This window comes from Streptomyces sp. NPDC050164 (assembly GCF_044459945.1).
In the GTDB taxonomy this organism is placed as follows: Bacteria; Actinomycetota; Actinomycetes; order Streptomycetales; family Streptomycetaceae; genus Streptomyces; species Streptomyces coeruleorubidus_A.
Window position 1 is genome coordinate 1 of sequence record NZ_JBITJK010000066.1, and the last position, 17707, is coordinate 17707.

Genomic DNA, 17707 nt, shown 5'->3' on the forward strand with positions numbered 1-17707 from the left:
ACGCCAACTTCGCTCGGAAACGGTTCACTTCATGTGCATCCACCCAACCAACGTGCTCCCGAACAGGGCCGACGGGAAGACCTAACGGAGTCCTACTAGTGTCCTGCGCCAGAGATCCGTCGGCAGAAGTGAGCCAGGGAGTCGAGGATTTCTTCGGCTGTTTTGGTCCAGATGAACGGCTTGGGGTCCTCGTTCCAGTCCTTGATCCACGCGCGGATGTCGGCCTCGAGTGCCTGGACGTTCTTGTGTGCGCCGCGGCGGATCTTCTGGTCGGCCAGGAAGCCGAACCACCGCTCGACCTGGTTGATCCAGGAGGATCCGGTCGGGGTGAAGTGCATGTGAAAGCGCGGGTGCTTGGCCAGCCACGTCTTGATCGCAGGCGTCTTGTGGGTGCCGTAATTGTCGCAGATCAGGTGGATCTGGAGGTGTGCGGGCACCTCCTTGTCGATCCTGGTCAGGAACTTCTTGAACTCTGCAGCCCGGTGCCGGCGGTGCAGGGCGCTGATGACCTCGCCGGTGGCGACGTCGAAAGCGGCGAAGAGGGTGGTCAGCCCGTTGCGGACGTAGTCGTGGGTGCGCCGCTCGGGCATGCCCGGCATTGTCGGCAGCACCGGCTGGGACCGGTCCAGGGCCTGGATCTGGGACTTCTCGTCCACCGAGAGGACCACAGCGCCCTCGGGCGGGTTGAAGTACAGCCCGACGACGTCGTAGACCTTCTCCACGAACAACGGGTCCGTCGACAGCTTGAAGGTGTCCGTCAGGTGCGGCTTGAGCTGGAACTTCCGCCAGATCCGGCCGACGGTGGACTTCGACAGGCCGCTGTGCTCCGCCATCGACTTCCGCGACCAGTGGGTGGCGTTCTTCGGGATCTCCTCCAGCGTGGTGACCACGACCGCTTCCACCTGGTCGACGCTGATGGTGGGCGGCCTGCCCGGCCGCGGCTCGTCGGCCAGGCCGTCCAGCCGCTCCGCCAAAAACCGGCGCCGCCACTTGCGGACGGTGTCGGCGGTCACCCGCAGCTCGCGGGCGACCACGACGATCGGCGGCACCTCAGGGCCCGCACATGCCAGCACGATCCGCGCGCGCAGAGCAAGAGCCTGGGCCGACGACGCTCGCCGCGTCCACCGCTCCAACACCGCCCGCTCGTCATCAGACAGCAGCAACGGTTCCAGCTTCGGGCCCCGACGAGGAACTGACGCACCAGCAGCAGAAGTCACGCAACTACCAACGAACAACTACTGGCGCAGGACACTAGTGCTGTGACCGGGAACGTTCGCCGGGGTCAGCTCGATCAGTCCGATCGTGCTGCTTCCCACCTCCATGAGGTTTGGCGAGGGAGGCCGTCGAGTTCTCCGCGGCCGGTGCACCAGAGGAGTACCTGGGTGGGGTCTCCGTGTGGGGCGGCGGGGAAGAGCCGGTTGAGTACTGCTGCGCTCAGCGGTGCTGGTGGCAGCCAGTTCACGGACAGTCCCTGCGTGATGTCGTAGGTGTGCAGCAGGGTTTCGGCGACGCCCATCGCCGCGAACGGTGCTGTCACGTTGTTGACGACTTGGGTTTCTGGCCGTGTGTTGGGATGTGGTGGAGCCCGGTTCGGGGTCTGTGCTCAGGCCGTCGTGGGCTGACCGGTGATGCCGGTGATCTGCTCCCAGATGGTGAAACGGAGGGTCATCTCGGCCCGGTAGTGGGGGGCGGCCATCAAGTGGCGGCGAGGTCGGAAGTGGGGTGAGATCCCGCTGAACGCGGACAGGAACCGCTGGGCTGCGCCAACGCCACGGAATCCCTTCATCACCCGTTCGCGCTGCCTCGTTGGCTGGTGGCTGTTCTCCGCCCGGTTGTTCAGGTACTTCGACTGGCGGTGCTCGACGGAGGGCACGACGTCGCGGTGGGCCGCGCCGTAGGAGCGGAGCTTGTCGGTGATGATCACCCGCGGCACCGCACCTGTGTTCTTCAGCAGGCGGCGGAAGAAGCGCCTGGCCGCGGCGGTGTCCCGCCGGTTCTGTACGAGGATGTCGAGCACCATCCCGTTCTGGTCGACGGCCCGCCACAGGTACTTCTGCTCACCGTTGATCTTGATGAAGACCTCGTCCAGATGCCACTTGTCCCCGGGCCGGGGCCAGCGGCGACGCAACTCGCGGGCGTAGACCGGGCCGAACTTCACACACCAGCGGCGGACCGTCTCGTAGGAGACGACGACACCGCGCTCGAGCATCAGTTCCTCGACCTCGCGGAAGCTGAGCGGGAAACGGTGGTAAAGCCACACACAGCGGGAGATGACCTCGGCCGGGTAGCGGTGCCCCTTGTACGACGGCGACCTGCTCTCCACGGGCACCCCTCCAGCAGCATCAACCCGAAGATCATCCCACGTCATCAGCCAACGTGACAGCGCCACTGTCGTCGATGTCGAGGACATCCAGGATGAGCGGCGCGTCACTGCCCGGCCGGCACCACCAGGCTGCCCTGGCCAGCAGGCGGTCACCGCGCAGGGCGACCCACATCCATTCCGGACGTCGACGGGCGGTGGCCAGATCGTCGGCCAGTTCCTCGTTGAGGATGTACGGCAGTTGGGAGAAGAGGTCGAGTTCTTCGCGTCCGGTGATCGGACGCATGGTCAGGTCGTTCATTTTCACGGTCAAGGCACGCTCCGTTGAAGGCGCCCGTCCACACCGGGGTCAGACGCGGTCCGCGCCCCGGGAGGACACAAGCGCGGTGATCATGGGGATCATGGGCTTATCCCTCCTCTCGCTGTCGTGGTCCCTCACCCTCGTGGCGGGGGTCCCGCCGTAACGTCTATCCAAGCGCAGGCCCGTCCGCAAACCGTTTTCGATCACCTTGGTTCCGACGGTGCCGAGTGCGTCCGGGTGGGTCAGCTGCACGTTCCGAATCACTGTGGTTCGAGGTGCGGGAAGACGGCTCACGCGGCTTGTGCCGAGGGCGGCTTCGCGGAGTCGGACGATTTCCTCGTGCTGGGCGGCGAGCCGGGCCAAGGCCTGGGTGCGGAAGTCCGTGAGCTCGTCGATGGTCTGTTCGGACTTTGCCAGCTGGTCCTTGAGCTTGGCGTTCTCTGCCTTGAGCCGGGTGATCTGGGCTTCGCCGGGGGTCGGGGATGTCTCCCGCCTGCTGCAGGGCCTGTAGGCGGCGCTCGAATTCGGCGCGGAGGTGCGCGTAGGGGCGGGTGCCATAGAAGGCGGTGCGGTCGACGCCAGCTTCGTGGGCGAGGGTCTTGATGTCGCACTTGCCGCCGGGAGGGAGCTCGCCGCGCAGGACGATCTCGTCGCGGGAGGACTCTCCAGAGGAGCAAGGGGCCGTGGGTTCCTTGCGGCCCGGAGTGCCGCACCCGGCCCCGTGAAGGGGTGGTGGCCACCGTGTCCGAGAACGTCGGTCAGGTCACGCGGCAGCGCTACGAGGAGATCGTCGCCGGAGACCGGCAGCTGGTCGCCCAGGTGGGACGGGCGATGTTCACGATCGGCGACCACGCCGCGGAGATCGAGCCGGTGAGGCCGCAGGGCGGTTCCACTCCCCACAGCGACGAGCTGTTCGGGGTCTACGCGTCGCTGCAGATCTACGCCGACGACATCGGGCTGTCGCTGAGTACCGTCCTGAACTACCGGTTCACGTCCCACCGTTGGCTGGCCGACCGGCGCCGTGAGGGCGTCTCGCACAAGGTCCACTCGATCCTGGCGTCGATCCAGGACGATGCCGAGCGATTCGAGGCGATCGACGACCCGCCGGTCGGCGACGTGACCGGGACACGGCGGTGGACGACGAACCTGGCCCAGAAGCGGGTCGGCCGCTGGCCGGACCGACCCGGGACGGTCCAGGAGAAGGTGGAGCGCGTCCACGACCTGGCCGCCGACGAGGAGGTCGCGGTGGAGGTGACGCGGGACGTGCTGCGCCGTCCGCAGGTCGCCGCCCGGCTGATGGAGGACACCGCCACTCGGCACGCGGTCAACGACGCCCAGCGGCCCGAGCACCGCGCGGAATCGATGCAGTCCCTGGTCAAGGACGACGCCGCGGCGGCGAAGATGGCCTCCGACGTGCTGCGCCGTCCCGAAGTCGCCGCGCGGGTCGCGGCCGACGACAGAGCACGGCACATGGTCAACCGGCCCAGGCCGACCGCTCCCGCCAGCAGGCCGAGGCCTTCCGCCTGCAGCCGACCCGCCCCGTCGTAGCGGCCCAGCAGCAGCGTGCGGGGCGCGGTGAGGGATCCGGTGACCCGACGGTTTACCGATGGGTAGGTAACTTTCGGTCAATCTTTGGCAGGGTGTTGGCTGCATCTGCACTCCCCCTTCACATCTTTCGCACATGTAACTCCTGCTGTGAGCTCGGCGTTTGAGGATGCCCCGCCGTGAGGAGTCGCGTACATGATGTCCAGTTGCGTGGTCCGGACGCCTGGGGCAGCGCTTGCCGTGCCCGGTTGACCTGTGGCTAAGTTGAACCCCGCGCGCCCCGAGGGGCCTTGACCATCCCTTCGTGACGCGCGCATGCCATTCGGCGGCCGGAGTGCAGTGCCGCTACGGGGAGGAATGCTTCGTCATGCCGCGATACCGGCTCGTTGTGAACGCCTGCTTTGTCGCCGCTGTCTGCTGCCCCTGCTCCCGCACCGGAACCGCGGGCTGACTGACCCGCGCGCACATCGCCACCGCCTGTTGGGGCGGTCACTCCCGCCTGCCCTCGTTTGCTTGCTACGAAGGATGCCCCCTTGCGATTCAGACCGGGGTTGTTAAGCCCCAGATCACCAATATCCGCGACGGTCACTTCGGCTGTCACGTCCGTGGCTGCCTTGGCCGTCCTCGGTGGCCTGGTCATCCAGCCTGGCCAGCTCGGCCGGGGCGCCGAACAGCGCACCGCGCCTGTCGCCGCGGCGGGCGACTCGTACGACGGGTTCGACACCAAGGCGGCTGAGCAGCTGCGCGAGGATCAGTGTGTGGCCGTCGACGCCCTGCGCAAGGGCGGGCCCAACCTGTTCGGCCTCGCGCAGAACTCCATCGGGCTGCCTCCCGACCAGCTCCACCAGAAGCTCAAGCGGGACCTCACCGACAACAACTCTCCCCTGCACCAAGCCTCCTACGCGGACAGCGCCAGCAGCGACCAGTGGCTCAAGAAGGCCAATGACCAGGAGTTGGCGTTTGCCAAAACCGTCATGGGCCTGAGCTCCTACCCTGACGAGCCGCCCGGAGAGTTCGAGGTCTTCGACAAGACCGGACTGGTTCCGTGGTTGTGGCAGTCGTACAGCAAGTCGATCGACTTGTTCTCCCCGTTCTACGATCCGTCTCCCACCGCTGACGACAAGACGAAGGCCGCCGCGCTCGCGATCGGCGACCCGCTGTACACCACCGGGGGGACACCGCAGGAGCAGCAGGCGTGGAAGGTCTGGAAGAAGAACTCGGGGAAGATCGAACCCAACGAGTTGTTCGTTCCCAGGGTGTTCGCCGATGACGCCCGTATCTTCCTGGCCTCCGGCGGCTTCCCTCGCACGGCCCCGGCCCCGGGCACCCCGGAGTACCGCATCGCGGTCGAGGATCTGAAGGCCCGCTTCGCCTCGTGCGCCTGGCACGCCCCGATCGATCCGAACCGGGTTCTGGGCAAGGAGGTGGCGCAGGCGTCCGCCGAGTGGCAGCAGGAGATCGCCTCGCAGGCCACGCAGCGCCAGCAGATCCTCGCCGCCAACGTCACCGCCACCAAGGCGTTGCAGGACGGCACGTTCACGCTGGGGCAGATCCTGGGCCAGTCGTGGATCGCGGACTTCTCCGCCCGCTGGCAGGACTACTACTCCGCCGGCGGGCTGGGCTGGATCGGCGAGAGCCCGGTCACGATCGAGGTGCCGGGCGCGAAGGGCCACTGCCTGGACGTCGCCGGCGGCAAGGAAGCCAACGGCACGCCCGTGCAGATCTACACCTGCAACGGCGGCGCGGCCCAGCAGTGGACTCTGGAGGGCAGCGAGGACGACCTCTACTTCCGCAACGTCGGCTCCCTGAAGTGCCTGGACGTGGCCGGGAACAAGTCGGCGAACGGCACGAAGATCCAGATCTATGACTGCTACAAGTCCAAGGGGCAGTCCTGGGAGGGCGACGTCCGTGCCACCTCGCCCCTGAAAAGCGTCAGCACGGGCAAGTGCCTGGACCTGAGCGCGTTCACCAAGAGCACGGACGCGCGGCTGTGGGACTGCAAGGACACCAGTGCCCAGAAGTTCCTGATCAAGCCGACCGGCCACAAGGGCACGGACAGCCCTCTGTACCCGGACAAGGCCGAGTTCGACAAGGCGAAGAAGCTCATCACCGACGCCCAGGCGGCGGCGAAGAAACACCTGGCCGCGCTCAAGACCCAGTTGGAGAACGCCAAGAAGGCGGCCACTGCCTCCGATACGGCTGAGCAGGCCGCGTACGGGATCGCGGATGCCGCTGGTGCGCCGCGGGGTCGTGGGCTTCTGGCCGGTCAGCAAAAAGCGCAGGTCACCAAGGGCTCGGTGGCGGCGCTGACGGCGATGGTGAAGGCCGCTGAGACCGCAGAGGCCGCGACCAGGGCTTCCGCGGGCGACAGCCAGACCATCGCCCAGCGCGCTCTCGCCCAGGCCGCGCAGTCGAAGGCGGAGTTCCGCAAGGCCGCCGCGGCAATGGCCGAGTCCCAGGCCAAGGCCGCGGCCGACGCGGCGAAGGTGCACCGCGACAACGCCAAGAAGGACAAGGAGACTGCGGAAGCCAAACTCGCCGAGACGCTGAAGGCCGAAGGCGACGCCAAGGCGGCCGCCGCCGACGCGCACGCCAAGCGGCTCGCGGCCGAGGCCGAGGAGAAGACGGCCAAGGCGGAGAAGGAAACCGCTGCGGCCAAGCAGGCCGAAGCGGCTCAGCACAAGCAGAACGCCCAGGCCGAGGCGGCGAACGCCAAGGGCGCCAAGGACAAGGCCGAAGCCGCCGAGGCGACCGCGGTCGCGCGGAAGAACGACGCGGTCAAGGCCCGCGACAAGGCCCGCGACCTGCGCGACGATGCCTGGGACGCCGAGCAGAAGGCGGATGCCGCCCGTGCGAAGGCGGACGCGAAGGAGGCGTTCGCCCAGGCCCACGAGTCCGACAGCAACGCCAAGGAGTCCAGAGCGGCAGCGGACGCGGCCTCCGCCCACGCGGACGACGCCGAGGCAGCCGCCGGCCGGGCCCGGGCCTCCGCGAACGCGGCCACCGAGGCGGCAGCCGAGGCGGACGCCGCGGCCACCCGCGCCGAAGCCGCCGCCAAGCGGGCCCGCTCCCACGCGGACGCCGCCCACGCCGCCAAGCTGAAGGCCGACGCCGCGATGAAGACCGCGACGAGCGCAGCGGCCGACGCCATCAAGGCATCCGAGCACGCCTCCTCCGAGGCCAAGACGGCCGTCGAGCTGGCCAACGAGGCGGAGAAGCTCGCCAAGACCGCCAAGGCCCAGGCGGACGAGGCGAACAAGGAGGCCGCCAAGGCGCTGGCCGCCTCGGCGAAAGCCGCCGGCTTCGCCCACGTCACCGCGCAGGCCGCCACCGACGCGGGCAACGCCGCCGCCCAGGTCGCCAAGCCAGCCAACGACGCGATCGAACTCGGCTCCCCGTATGTGACCACCGACTCGGCCGCCGGCCTGGTCGTGCTGACCGGGCAGGCGTCGAAGTCGATCGCCGAGCAGCAACAGGCCGTCGCCGACGCTCACGCCAAGAACGCACAGGCGGAAGCAGCCGCGGCCAAGAACCTCGCCGAACAGGCAACCGGCGACGCCAAGGCCGCCTACCAGCACGCCGCCAACGCCGCCACACACGCGGCCACCGCCCGCACCTACTCCAAGGAAGCACTCGGCTACGCCGCCGACGCCGCCAAGGCCGCTTCAAAGGCATCCGCATCCCTGGCCCGCACCATCGACTACAACCGGCAGGCCACCGCCGACGCGGACGCCGCCGACAAGGCAGCCGGCCGCGCCGAAGGCCACGCCAAGGACGCCCGCGCCTCCGCCGACCAGGCAGCCCTCGACGCGCAGGCCGCACGCGACGCCGCCTCGCAGGCCGAACAGGCCGCCAAGGACGCCCGCGCCGCCGCCAACCGCGCCGACGCCGCCGCCACCGAAGCCGAACAAGCCGCCAAGGACGCGCTGAAGTACGCCAAGGAAGCTCAGGAAGCCGCGGAGTCCGCAGCCCGCAAGCAGGCCAATCAGCAGGTCAGCAGCGGTGCGGGTACCGGCATCGGCGGCACCTGGTACGTCGTCGACGACAACAGCATCGAAATCACCGACGCCAAGCAGCAGAACGACTGCGTCATCGACATCGGCTTCGAGGGCTGCACCGTCACCTTCCTCGTCACGTTCAGCGCGACGGTCGACTTCTTCCTCTGCACCGACCCCGACGTACCGGCCACCGCCAACGGCTGCCCGCCCGAGGACACGCTGCTCGTGGAAAGCAAGCCCTTCAAGGGCTTGAAGAAGGAGGTCACGGAGCACTTCACAAAACTCGAACTCATCCAGCAGACCCTCACCTACAAGATCATCAAGGCGGTCCTGGTCCAGGACTTCGTCGACTGCTGGCACGGCAGCGCCAGCGGCTGCGGCTGGGCCCTGAGCAACTTCATCCCGGGTAAGGCGTTCACGAAGATCGCCGAGGCGATCCGCGCGCTGGACGCCGCGATGAAGACCGGCACCGGTGTCGCCGACGCCTACAAGTCGCTGAAGGCACTCGACCTGGACCCCGCGACGCTGGCGCGGATCGAGGACACCGTCAACCTCTTCGAGGACCTGGCGACGTCCTGCAGGGTCAACAGTTTCCCGGGACACACTCAGGTGCTGATGGCAGACGGCAGCCGCAAGGCGATCAGCGCCGTACGCCGGGGTGACCGCGTGCTGGCCCAGGACCCTGAGAGCGGCGAACACCGCCCGCAGGTGGTCAGCGCGACGTTCGCTCATGACACGGACCGGTTGATCGACATCAGCTTCGCCGATGGAAGCACCCTGTCAAGCACCGCGGGGCACCGTGTCTTCGTCGTCGACCGTGGCTGGGTCTTGGTCTCGGAGCTCCGCAGGGGCGACGAGCTGCGCTCGCCTGAAGGCACGGAGCACGCCGTCACCGGGCTGCGGAATCTGACCGACCTGGGGCCGCGTGAGGTCTACGACCTCACCGTCCGTGGTCTGCACACCTTCTACGTGCGTGCCGAGGGCCCGCGTGCGAAGGACCTCCTGGTACACAACTGCGCGAATCTCGCCGATGAGCTGGACTTCCCGAATACCGGGGCCCACACACTGAGCAGGCACGTCAATGTCCACCCCGGACCAGGCCAGGAGGTTCGCCCTCGAGAATGAGCGGAAGGGTCTGGAACCCATCAGCACCGTGTGGACCGACGGGGACATCGCCCAGCAGGCGGTCGACCGGGTTCTGGCCTATTACTTCTTCCCCAACGGCAAGCGGAGGGGCAAGAGCTTCGAGGCGCTGGACAATTTCATCCACCATCGGGGCCAGTGGAAGAACAAGAGCGAGTTCACGATCACAGGAAGATGGGACAACTACGATTCCCTGGGCAAGGTGTACAAGACGGACGGCTCCTGGGAGGCTGCCGGGAACGAGGTCCGGGTGGTCCTCAAGAGGTTACCGGGCAAGGACGACCGTCACGACGGCTACATCGTCTACACGGCGTACCCGCTGAAAAAGCGCTCCTGAGGTGACAACGACGGATAGTCGGCCCATGACCTGAACGCCGGCTCGATTTCCGGCCCGCTTGCCGGCACCCCGTCCCGCGGTGGGCCCGTCCCAGGACGGGCCCACCGCGGGAACACACTAGAGAGACAAGGAGCCCATCGTGGCAAGGCTTCGTAGGCGCCCCAGCGGACTCTACGAGGGAGACTTCGGCTTGAGCGCGCTCACAGAAAGACTCAGCGCCTCAGCGGAGAGGGTCGATGAAGCAGGGGCACGGGGCCTTGCCGCGGCGGTGGCTGACGACTGCGAGGGCGAAGGCGCCGTCGAACTAGGCGTCGACCTGCTTTGCCTGCTGGACTCCACGCTTCCCGAGGAGGTGATACGCACGGCATGGCTGGCGGCCACGCGTCATCGCTTCGATCCAGCCGACTGGGGAATGACCATGCGTGGGTGGCTCCGCCGGCTCGCGGATCTGCACCCGGCCCACCCCCGGGGGAAGGCCCACAGCTATCGGCCGGAATCCTTCCCGTCGACCATCGGCGAGGAAGAGCTGTGCGAATCCGTAATCCGGGAGATTCGCACCTCCGCGCTTGAGCTGACGCATGCGATGGCTGGCTCCGGTGCCCCGCTACCTGAATCCGTACCGGAAGCACTGGAAGGAATCGTCAAGGAAAGCGATGCAGAACTCGGATTCCGCCTCTTGCTACGTGTATTGAAGACGTACCGCGTTCCGGTGACCAAGGAGCAGTACGACCGCCTCATGGTGCTCGACACCAGACTCAGGTACCCCGGACCGCTGGTATACGACGGGCTCAACGTGCAGTGGCCGCAGATCGACACCACCAGACGGGACGCCACAGGAGACTTCGGCTTCTCTGAACTCACCTCATGGTTCGCGGGCCACTGGCACGACCACACGGCCAGGGAGACAGTCCGGAGAGCCGCGGCCAACGACGACACCGCCCAGACTCCGGGCTCAGCGGCGGCCCTGCTGCTCCAGGACACAGTCCGCTTGCTGGAGTCACCGCTGTCCCCCGACACGATCACCACTCTGTGGCTGGCCGCGTCGGACCGAGGTTTCAGCATCGACCGGGCAGGAATCGATGCACGGGCCTGGCTCGAGACGATCATGGAGGTATGTCGCGAACGCCTGCGGGAAGTCGCCCCGTCCTACCCACAGGTCATGCCGCCTCTCCGGGCTGACTTCACTGGTCCGGTGCTCCAAGAGATCCACGACGTGACGCCGTTGCTGGCGGACCGGGCCGTCAGCCCTGGCTGGCACGAAATCCCGGGCCCGGCCGCAGCGGAGGCGATGGAGCAGGTTGTGACCCGGGTGGACCCCGACCTCGGGTACCGGCTGCTCCTCAGGCTCCTGCAGGTTCTCGCCCTGCCGCTCACCGAGCAGCAGTACGCCCGCTACCGGACGTTGGGCGAGCAACTGGGCTACGGCGAATTCCACGTCAGCGAGTTGGAACTCCTGGTGAGGCAAGTGTGAGTGGAAGGCGGGTGGCACGGAGAGTTGCTGTGCTCGCTTTCTGTGATTGGGCACTGCTCTACCACGGCAGCGACGCCCGCCGCCTGGGGGAGATGCTGCGGGTACGGACGCTCTCCCGCCTCGGAGTCGACGTCCGCGTCGGCATCGGCCCCGCCATCACCATCGCGGCCACCGCCTCCGTCCAGATCAATCCACCCGGCGGCGTCCTCGCCATCGACCCCGACCACGTCGCCGAATGGCTCTCTCCGCTGCCCGTCGACGCCCTGCACGGCATCGGACCCCGCCAGGCCGACGCCTTGCGCGACTACGGCATCCACAGCGTCGGCCTGCTCGCCGCCGTCCCGGCCGCCACCGTCCAGCGCCTGCTCGGTGGCCGCGCCGGCCGCCTGGCCGCTGACCGGGCCCGCGGCATCGACCGACGTCCCGTCGTCCCCCGCTCCCTGCCCGAGTCCGTGACCGTACGCCGATCCTTCCCCCGGTCACGCTCTGGACGGAGCGGCAGTCCGCGCCGCGCTCCTCGCACTCGTGGCCCGCCTCGGCAGGGTGCTGCGCCGGCGCGGCCAAGCGGCCCGCGCCCTGACCCTGGGGCTGAGGTTCGCCGGCGGCAGCCAGTGGGAGAAGACCCGCCGCCTGGTCGAGCCCTCCGCACACGACGAGGACCTGCGCGCCGTGGCCTACCAGTTGATGGACGCCGCCGGTCTCCAACGCGGCCGGCTGACCGGGATCACGCTCAGGGGCGAGGACCTCGTCGACGTCGGCCAGGTCCCCCAGCGGATCAGCCTCGATGACGCCCGCGAAGCCCGGCTCGTGGCCGAAGCCGCCCTCGACCGCGTCCGCGACAAGTACGGCCCGGACGTCATCGGCCCGGCCGCCGGGCGCTGTCACGTTGGCTGAGCGGGTGGGATGATCTTCGTGTTGAACATGGTGGAGGGGGATCGTCCGTGGGGAGCGCGTCGCCGTCGTACAGGGGTCACCGGCACCCGGTCGAGGTGATCTCCCACTGTGTGTGGCTGTACTTCCGGTTCCCGCTCAGCTTCCGTGAGGTCGAGGAGTTGATGCTTGAGCGCGGCGTGATCGTCTCCTACGAGACCATCCGCCGCTGGTGCATGAAGTTCGGGCAGAATTACGCCAATTCGCTGCGCCGCCGCCAGCCCCGGCCTGGTGACAAGTGGCACCTGGACGAGGTCTTCATCAAGATCAACGGCGCGCAGAAGTATCTCTGGCGGGCCGTCGACCAGGACGGCATGGTGCTGGACATCCTGGTGCAGAACCGCCGGGACAAGGCCGCGGCCAGGCGCTTCTTCCGCCGACTCCTCAAGACGGCAGGCGCGGTGCCGCGGTGATCGTCACAGACAAGCTGCGCTCATACGGCGCCGCTCACCGCGAGGCCATGCCCTCCGTCGAACACTGCGGCCACAAGGGCCTGAACAACCGGGCCGAGAACAGCCACCAGCCCACCAGACAGCGCGAACGCGCGATGAAAGGCTTCCGCAGTACCGGCGCAGCCCAGCGGTTCCTGTCCGCGTTCAGCGGCATCTCACCCCACTTCCGACCCCACCGGCACCTGATGACCGCTCCCAACTACCGAGCCGAGATGACCGTCCGCTTCGCCATCTGGGACCACATCACCGGCACCGCTGGCCAGCTCGCAACAGCCTGACCCAAGGCCGACACCCCGCCCCACCACACCCCGGTACACCATCAGGCACCCAGACACCCAACAACGTGACAACGCCCGTGGGAGTGCCAGTTGGTGCGGGCGCCAGGGGTGAAGCGGACCAGGGCGGCGACCAGGCGGGACGGTTCAAACGGCGGCTCGATCATGTTGAGGTAGACGTCGCCGGTGAACCGCTCGGCCGGAGCCTGCATGGTGGGAGTCTCGGTGACGTGTTCCATGGCACCTGTCCTTAATCATTGCTCGGGGAAGTGGTTAGACGCTGGTGCGGCCGACGCTCAGGCAGCGTCGTCGTGGCCGAGGTTGCCGCCCAGTTCTCGGGAGGCTTCGACCTGGGAGAGAAGCTCCTGGGCCTTGGCCGTGACGCCCTCGATGGCGTCGGCGCCGGCGACGAAGCGCAGTGGCGGCTGGTCCTGGCCCGCGAGGGTCAGCAGGGCGTGAGCGAGCTTGGCGGGGTCGCCGGGCTGCTGCCCGTTGATGCTCTTCCAGGCTTCGACCGTGGCGGTGGTGCGCTCGGCGTAGTCGTCGATGGTCGGCTCGGGCCAGGTGGTGGAGGCGTCCACGAGCAGCTCGGTGCGGAAGTAGCCGGGCTCGACGATGGTGGTGCGGATGCCGTACGGCTTGATGTCGTGGTGCAGGGCTTCCATCCAGCCCTCGACGGCGAACTTCGAGGCCGCGTAGGCGGAGGTGAACTCCGTGCCGACCTGGCCTGCGAGCGAGGAGATCGTGATGACGTGACCGTCGCGCTGCCTGCGCATGACGGGCAGGACGGCGCGGGTGACGTTCATCGGGCCGAAGAGGTTGGTCTCGATCTGCTGCCGCATGTGCTCCGGGGAGATCTCCTCGAAGTAGCCGGCGAAGAAGTTCCCGGCGTTGTTGATCAGGACGTCGATGCGGCCGAAGCGGTCGACGGCGGTCTGTGCGGCCGCGTGCGCGTCGTCCAGGCTGGTCACATCCAGCTTGGTGACCAGCAGGTTGTCCTGCGGACCGCCCAGGGTCTTCTCGACCTCCTCGGAACGGCGACCGGTGGCGACGACCTGGTGCCCGGCCGCGAGGGCCTGGCGGACGATGTCCGTGCCGAGACCGCGTCCGGCACCGGTGACGAAAATGACCTTGCTCATGTGGGATTCCTTTTCGGGTGCCGCATGCGGCATCCGGTGGGTTGGGGGGATTGACGGTTACGTCGGCCAGGGAGGCCAGGCTGTGGAACTGCTCAGGCCTGTTCGGTGGGCATGATCCACAGCTCGCCGACGGCGGCGTGGCGGGGACGGGTGACCATGTAGGCGACGCCGTCGGCGATGTCCTCGGCGGCGAGGACCTCGGTCCCCTCGAAGTAGGGGTCGATCAGTTCGCCACGGACTTCGGGCTTGTTGTGCGTGCCCAGTTCGCTCTCCACGGCGCCCGGCTCGAGGACACCGACGCGCACGTGGCGCTGGGTGACTTCCTGGCGCAGGGACTCGGTGAAGGCGTGCACGCCGAACTTGGCGACGTTGTAGACGCCGAAGCCCTTGCTCGCCACGCGGCCGGCGTAGGAACCGATGTTGACGATGTCGGCGACCTGGCGCGGATCCTGTTCTGCGGCCTTCAGCAGGTGCGGCAGGGCGACGCGGGTGGTGTAGAGCAGGCCCTTGACGTTGATGGCGATCATGCGGTCCCACTCCTCGGCGTCCGCGCCGACGACGGGGCCCAGGAGCATCAGGCCAGCATTGTTGACCAGGGTGTCCAGCCGTCCGAACCGGTCGACGACCTGCTGTACGGCGCCCTCGGCCTGGAGGCGGTCGGTGATGTCCGCTGCCAGTACCGCGGCGGTACCACCGGTCTGCTCGATCTCAGCGGCAAGGGCTTCCAGGCGGTCCTTGCGGCGGGCCACGAGCGCCACCGAGGCGCCCTGCTCGGCGAGCCGGCGGGCGGTGGCGGCACCGATACCGCTGCTCGCGCCGGTGACGAGTGCGACGGTGCCGGTCAGTTTCGAAGTCATGGGGGGGCCTGTTCTTGAGACGTACGGCGTGAGGGCAGACGGCGGGCAGCGGCAGCGACGATCGCCGACGGCCGTCACGGCGCGTACTTCTCGAATGATCAGTGCCGTGCACCGGGCCCGCTATCCAGGCAACCACCCGCGAACGCCCCGTGGGCCGCCGTAAAGGGCACCGCTCTTCCGGGGGCCTGCCAGTACCCCCTTCCGAGGCCCCGGCGGGCGGGGGGCCGCCGTACGGTGGACCCATGGACCGCAGCAGCGAGATCCGTGAGTTCCTGCGCACCCGCCGGGCCCGGATCACCCCCGAACAGGCCGGCCTCGCCCCGCACGGCGGCGCCCGCCGCGTGCCGGGGCTGCGCCGCGAGGAAGTCGCCCAGCTCGCCGGCGTCAGCGTCGACTACTACATCCGTCTGGAGCGGGGCCGCACCCAGGGCGTCTCCGAAACCGTCCTGGAAGCCGTCGCCCGCGCCCTGCACCTGGACGACACCGAACGCGCCCACCTCTTCGACCTCGCCCAGCCAACCGCCACCCGGGCCCGCCGCCGGCGCCCCCTCGCCCCGCAGCGGGTCCACCCGGTTCTCTACCGGACCTTGGACTCTCTCAACGTCCCCGCGGTGGTCCAAGGGCGACGCACGGACGTCCTGGCCGCCAACCGGCTGGCCCACGCCCTCTACACCGACTTCGAAGCCCGGCCCCGCCGCGAGCGCAACTTCGCCCGCTTCGTCTTCCTCGACGAGGCCGCTCGCACGCTGTACGCCGATTGGGAACGGGTCGCCGGCGACTGCCTGGCCATGCTGCGTCTGTACGCCGGACGTCACCCCGACGACCCGCAGCTCACCGAGCTGATCGGGGAGCTGTCCCTGCACAGCGACGCTTTCCGCCGCATGTGGGCCGACCATGACGTGATCGCTCACACCAGCGGCACCAAACGCCTCCACCACCCGCTCGTCGGTGACCTCACCCTCGACTACGTGGTCCTGGCCGTCGAAGGCGACCCCGAACAGACCCTCACCATCTACACCCCGGAACCCGCGTCCCCTTCCGCCGAAGCCTTGGGCCTTCTTGCCAGCTGGACCGGTACTTCGGCCACCGGGCCGCACGCCCGTGAGGAGAAGACTGACTCAGCCGGCTGACCACGGGCGGCGAGGTAGTGGGTCCAGCTGTCGTTGGCGTATTTGGCCCATGTCTCCGCGGTGGAGGGGTGCAGGCCGAACAGGTCGGCGATGACGATGGGCGGCAGCGTGGTGACGGCCTCGATCATGGCGGTGTTCCTGGCGCTGAGGACTGGTAGGCCGTGCTGTCTGAGCAGGTTGCCCACCCCGTGGGGGTTACGGGGGCGGTGGGGGAATTTCCCGGGCAGCAGGTAGGGGGAGGCTTCGTCGAGAGCGCGGCGCATCCGGGTGGTGGTGCGGGGCTGGGCGATCTGGTCTTTGATGAGCCGGCCCAGCGTGGGCGGGAGCAGCACGGGGTGCCGGTCGATGGTGAGGTAGGAGCCGGTGTCGTCCTGGTGGAACCGGTCTGTGGTGATGTCGATGATTTTGGTGACAGGTAGGGCGTAGAGCCGGACCAGGGCGCCGATGATGTGCACCTCGCGGGGCAGCGTGCCGTAGCTGCTTGTCGTACTCGTCGGCCGTTTGGAAGTTCATGGCGAACGGGCGGCCCCGCCTGGGCAGTTCGAGTGGGCCGGTCAGGCGCCGGGCCGTGGCCCAGCGGATGAAGGAACCGATCACGACGTGCTGGGTCGGGTGGATGGTGAGCCAGAGGTCGAACTCGCTTTGGTTCAAGGAACCCAGTTCCTGTTGGCGTTCGTCGAGCCAGGTCAGGAACCTGATGGCGGCCTGGATGTCCTTGATGTCACCGGAGGCGGCACCGTAGGTGTAGCGGCCGCGGGCAGCGCGGCGGCGGGCGTCGCGGACCACGTGCCACTCGGCGAACGGCCGGATGATCGTGGCCTGGTGGCCAGGAAGCCGGGGGAGTTCGCTGGTCACCCATCGTTCCAGGCGGGCGAGGTGTTCATTGCGCTCGGGCAGGACCCCTGCGATGACGAGAAGGGAGCGTACGTGCCGGGTGGTGGTGCCTTGCGGGAGAGCGTCGAGCAGTTCGTGGGTGACAGGCTCGGCCCGGTCGACGAGCTGGGCGAGGGCTTTGGCGGAGGGGCTGCGGCGCAGCCAGCCCAGCACGGGGTAGGGATTTTCCGCGCTGTTCAGGGCGTCGGCCATCGCTTGCAGATGGTCCGGGACGGCGCCGTTGTCCCCGCTGAGCAGATCACGGACACGCTCGCTCAGGACGCAGCGGGGACACCGGCCGTCGGCGGAGAGATCACCGGGCTGATCACATCTGCTGCATCGTGCGCCGGGGTCATCGCGTCCGCAGCATGTGGCGCAGAGTTCGCTGCCGTCGGCTGCGCGGCCGATCATGATGCGCCGGGCACCGCATGAGGAGCAGGGCGCTGGCGTCGCACGCCGGGTCTGGTAGCAGCCCGAGCAGACCGGCCCGAGGGGCCAGTTCGTCTTGGTGCGCCGGTCGTGGCCGCACAGGGCGCAGGTGCGGATCGGACGCGGCCAGCAGGAACGGCAGTGGAACGCTCCGCCCCGCTGGCCGACCTGTCCGCCGTGACGCCACCGGCCGCAGACGCTGCACTCACCCTTCGGGCCGCGGTAACAACGCATGCAGACCTCTGGCTGCCCGTCGCTGGCCCGCACGGCAATCTCCTGGACTTCGCCGCACACGCCGCACCGGCGTTTCGGCCCCTCGTAGCAGGCGCCGCAGACGGGGCCTGCCGGAGTCCGTGCGTTGACCTTGCGCACCCGGCCGCAGCCGACGCACTTCCTCTTGGTCCTCGGCGCGCAGTTGGAGCACAGAGCCGTCCCGTCCTCCTGCCTGTACCCCGGAGGCCGCATCCGATGGCACCTTGCGCACTCTGCGACGACCAGGGGATCGCT

At 68.4% G+C, this 17707-nt stretch carries 14 protein-coding genes and 3 pseudogenes; 9 read left to right on the top strand and 8 right to left on the bottom strand.

The annotated features are described in order from the left end of the window. Positions 1–95: 95 nt before the first annotated feature. The 4 genes from ACIBNA_RS43440 to ACIBNA_RS43455 all read right to left on the bottom strand — a co-directional run bounded on the left by ACIBNA_RS43440 (position 96) and on the right by ACIBNA_RS43455 (position 3179). Complete coding sequence (locus ACIBNA_RS43440) at positions 96–1217, bottom strand: IS630 family transposase (protein ID WP_399170900.1); 1122 nt, start codon at positions 1215–1217, stop codon at positions 96–98. A gap of 386 nt (positions 1218–1603) precedes the next feature. Further along, positions 1604–2323, bottom strand: coding sequence for an IS6 family transposase (locus ACIBNA_RS43445; RefSeq protein ID WP_399170902.1), 720 nt, complete (start codon positions 2321–2323; stop codon positions 1604–1606). Positions 2324–2354: 31 nt separating this feature from the next. Beyond that, complete coding sequence (locus ACIBNA_RS43450; protein ID WP_399170904.1) at positions 2355–2633, bottom strand: hypothetical protein; 279 nt, start codon at positions 2631–2633, stop codon at positions 2355–2357. 36 nt (positions 2634–2669) lie between these two features. Next, on the bottom strand, positions 2670–3179 hold the full coding sequence (locus tag ACIBNA_RS43455) for a hypothetical protein (RefSeq protein ID WP_399170905.1): 510 nt from the start codon (positions 3177–3179) through the stop codon (positions 2670–2672). Between the two features lie 183 nt (positions 3180–3362). Between ACIBNA_RS43455 and ACIBNA_RS43460 the strand changes: the two genes are divergently transcribed. The 7 genes and pseudogenes from ACIBNA_RS43460 to ACIBNA_RS43490 all read left to right on the top strand — a co-directional run bounded on the left by ACIBNA_RS43460 (position 3363) and on the right by ACIBNA_RS43490 (position 12775). Continuing rightward, positions 3363–4169, top strand: a complete 807-nt coding sequence (locus tag ACIBNA_RS43460) for a DUF6192 family protein (RefSeq protein ID WP_399170906.1) — start codon at positions 3363–3365, stop codon at positions 4167–4169. 602 nt (positions 4170–4771) lie between these two features. Then, positions 4772–9289 carry a ricin-type beta-trefoil lectin domain protein gene (locus tag ACIBNA_RS43465; RefSeq protein ID WP_399170907.1) on the top strand — a complete coding sequence of 1506 codons (4518 nt, stop codon included), beginning with the start codon at positions 4772–4774 and terminating at the stop codon, positions 9287–9289. Beyond that, entirely contained in the window at positions 9246–9644 is a 399-nt protein-coding gene (locus ACIBNA_RS43470) for an RNase A-like domain-containing protein (RefSeq protein ID WP_399170908.1), read from the top strand. Before ACIBNA_RS43465 ends, ACIBNA_RS43470 begins: the two co-directional genes overlap by 44 nt. Before the next feature lie 139 nt (positions 9645–9783). Further along, positions 9784–11115 (top strand): hypothetical protein, encoded by a 1332-nt coding sequence (locus tag ACIBNA_RS43475; protein ID WP_399170909.1) that lies wholly within the window; start codon positions 9784–9786, stop codon positions 11113–11115. Positions 11116–11207: 92 nt separating this feature from the next. Further along, positions 11208–11384 (top strand): annotated as a pseudogene (locus ACIBNA_RS43480) (hypothetical protein); the annotation flags it as partial. Between the two features lie 256 nt (positions 11385–11640). Then, positions 11641–12009: a hypothetical protein gene (locus tag ACIBNA_RS43485; protein ID WP_399170910.1), complete on the top strand. Its 369-nt coding sequence runs from the start codon at positions 11641–11643 to the stop codon at positions 12007–12009. A 47-nt stretch (positions 12010–12056) separates the two neighbouring features. Then, positions 12057–12775: pseudogene (locus ACIBNA_RS43490) on the top strand (IS6 family transposase). Positions 12776–12852: 77 nt separating this feature from the next. Here the strand turns inward: ACIBNA_RS43490 and ACIBNA_RS43495 are convergent. The 3 genes and pseudogenes from ACIBNA_RS43495 to ACIBNA_RS43505 form a co-directional block, all read right to left on the bottom strand. Further along, positions 12853–13011 (bottom strand): annotated as a pseudogene (locus ACIBNA_RS43495) (cupin domain-containing protein); the annotation flags it as partial. Positions 13012–13068: 57 nt separating this feature from the next. Further along, positions 13069–13911, bottom strand: coding sequence for an SDR family oxidoreductase (locus ACIBNA_RS43500; RefSeq protein ID WP_399170911.1), 843 nt, complete (start codon positions 13909–13911; stop codon positions 13069–13071). A gap of 92 nt (positions 13912–14003) precedes the next feature. Further along, positions 14004–14768 carry an SDR family NAD(P)-dependent oxidoreductase gene (locus tag ACIBNA_RS43505; RefSeq protein WP_399170912.1) on the bottom strand — a complete coding sequence of 255 codons (765 nt, stop codon included), beginning with the start codon at positions 14766–14768 and terminating at the stop codon, positions 14004–14006. 242 nt (positions 14769–15010) lie between these two features. Here ACIBNA_RS43505 and ACIBNA_RS43510 point away from each other — a divergent pair, with 242 nt between their 5' ends. Further along, complete coding sequence (locus ACIBNA_RS43510) at positions 15011–15898, top strand: helix-turn-helix transcriptional regulator (RefSeq protein ID WP_399170914.1); 888 nt, start codon at positions 15011–15013, stop codon at positions 15896–15898. Here ACIBNA_RS43510 and ACIBNA_RS43515 read toward each other — a convergent pair. Continuing rightward, the gene (locus ACIBNA_RS43515) at positions 15781–16353 is read right to left on the bottom strand and encodes a hypothetical protein (RefSeq protein ID WP_399170915.1); all 573 of its coding nucleotides are present in this window, start codon (positions 16351–16353) and stop codon (positions 15781–15783) included. The genes ACIBNA_RS43510 and ACIBNA_RS43515 overlap by 118 nt on opposite strands. A 145-nt stretch (positions 16354–16498) precedes the next feature. On the opposite strand from ACIBNA_RS43515, the gene ACIBNA_RS43520 reads away from it, so the two are divergent. Then, positions 16499–17203, top strand: a complete 705-nt coding sequence (locus ACIBNA_RS43520; protein WP_399170916.1) for a hypothetical protein — start codon at positions 16499–16501, stop codon at positions 17201–17203. The last annotated feature ends 504 nt before the right edge of the window (positions 17204–17707 follow it).

Excerpts from the sequence above, each read along its gene's own strand:
- ACIBNA_RS43455 (WP_399170905.1), bottom strand. The coding sequence starts at position 3,179 with ATGGCACCCGCCCCTACGCGCACCTCCGCGCCGAATTCGAGCGCCGCC.
- ACIBNA_RS43470 (WP_399170908.1), top strand. The coding sequence starts at position 9,246 with ATGTCCACCCCGGACCAGGCCAGGAGGTTCGCCCTCGAGAATGAGCGG.
- ACIBNA_RS43500 (WP_399170911.1), bottom strand. The coding sequence starts at position 13,911 with ATGAGCAAGGTCATTTTCGTCACCGGTGCCGGACGCGGTCTCGGCACG.
- ACIBNA_RS43505 (WP_399170912.1), bottom strand. The coding sequence starts at position 14,768 with ATGACTTCGAAACTGACCGGCACCGTCGCACTCGTCACCGGCGCGAGC.
- ACIBNA_RS43510 (WP_399170914.1), top strand. The coding sequence starts at position 15,011 with ATGGACCGCAGCAGCGAGATCCGTGAGTTCCTGCGCACCCGCCGGGCC.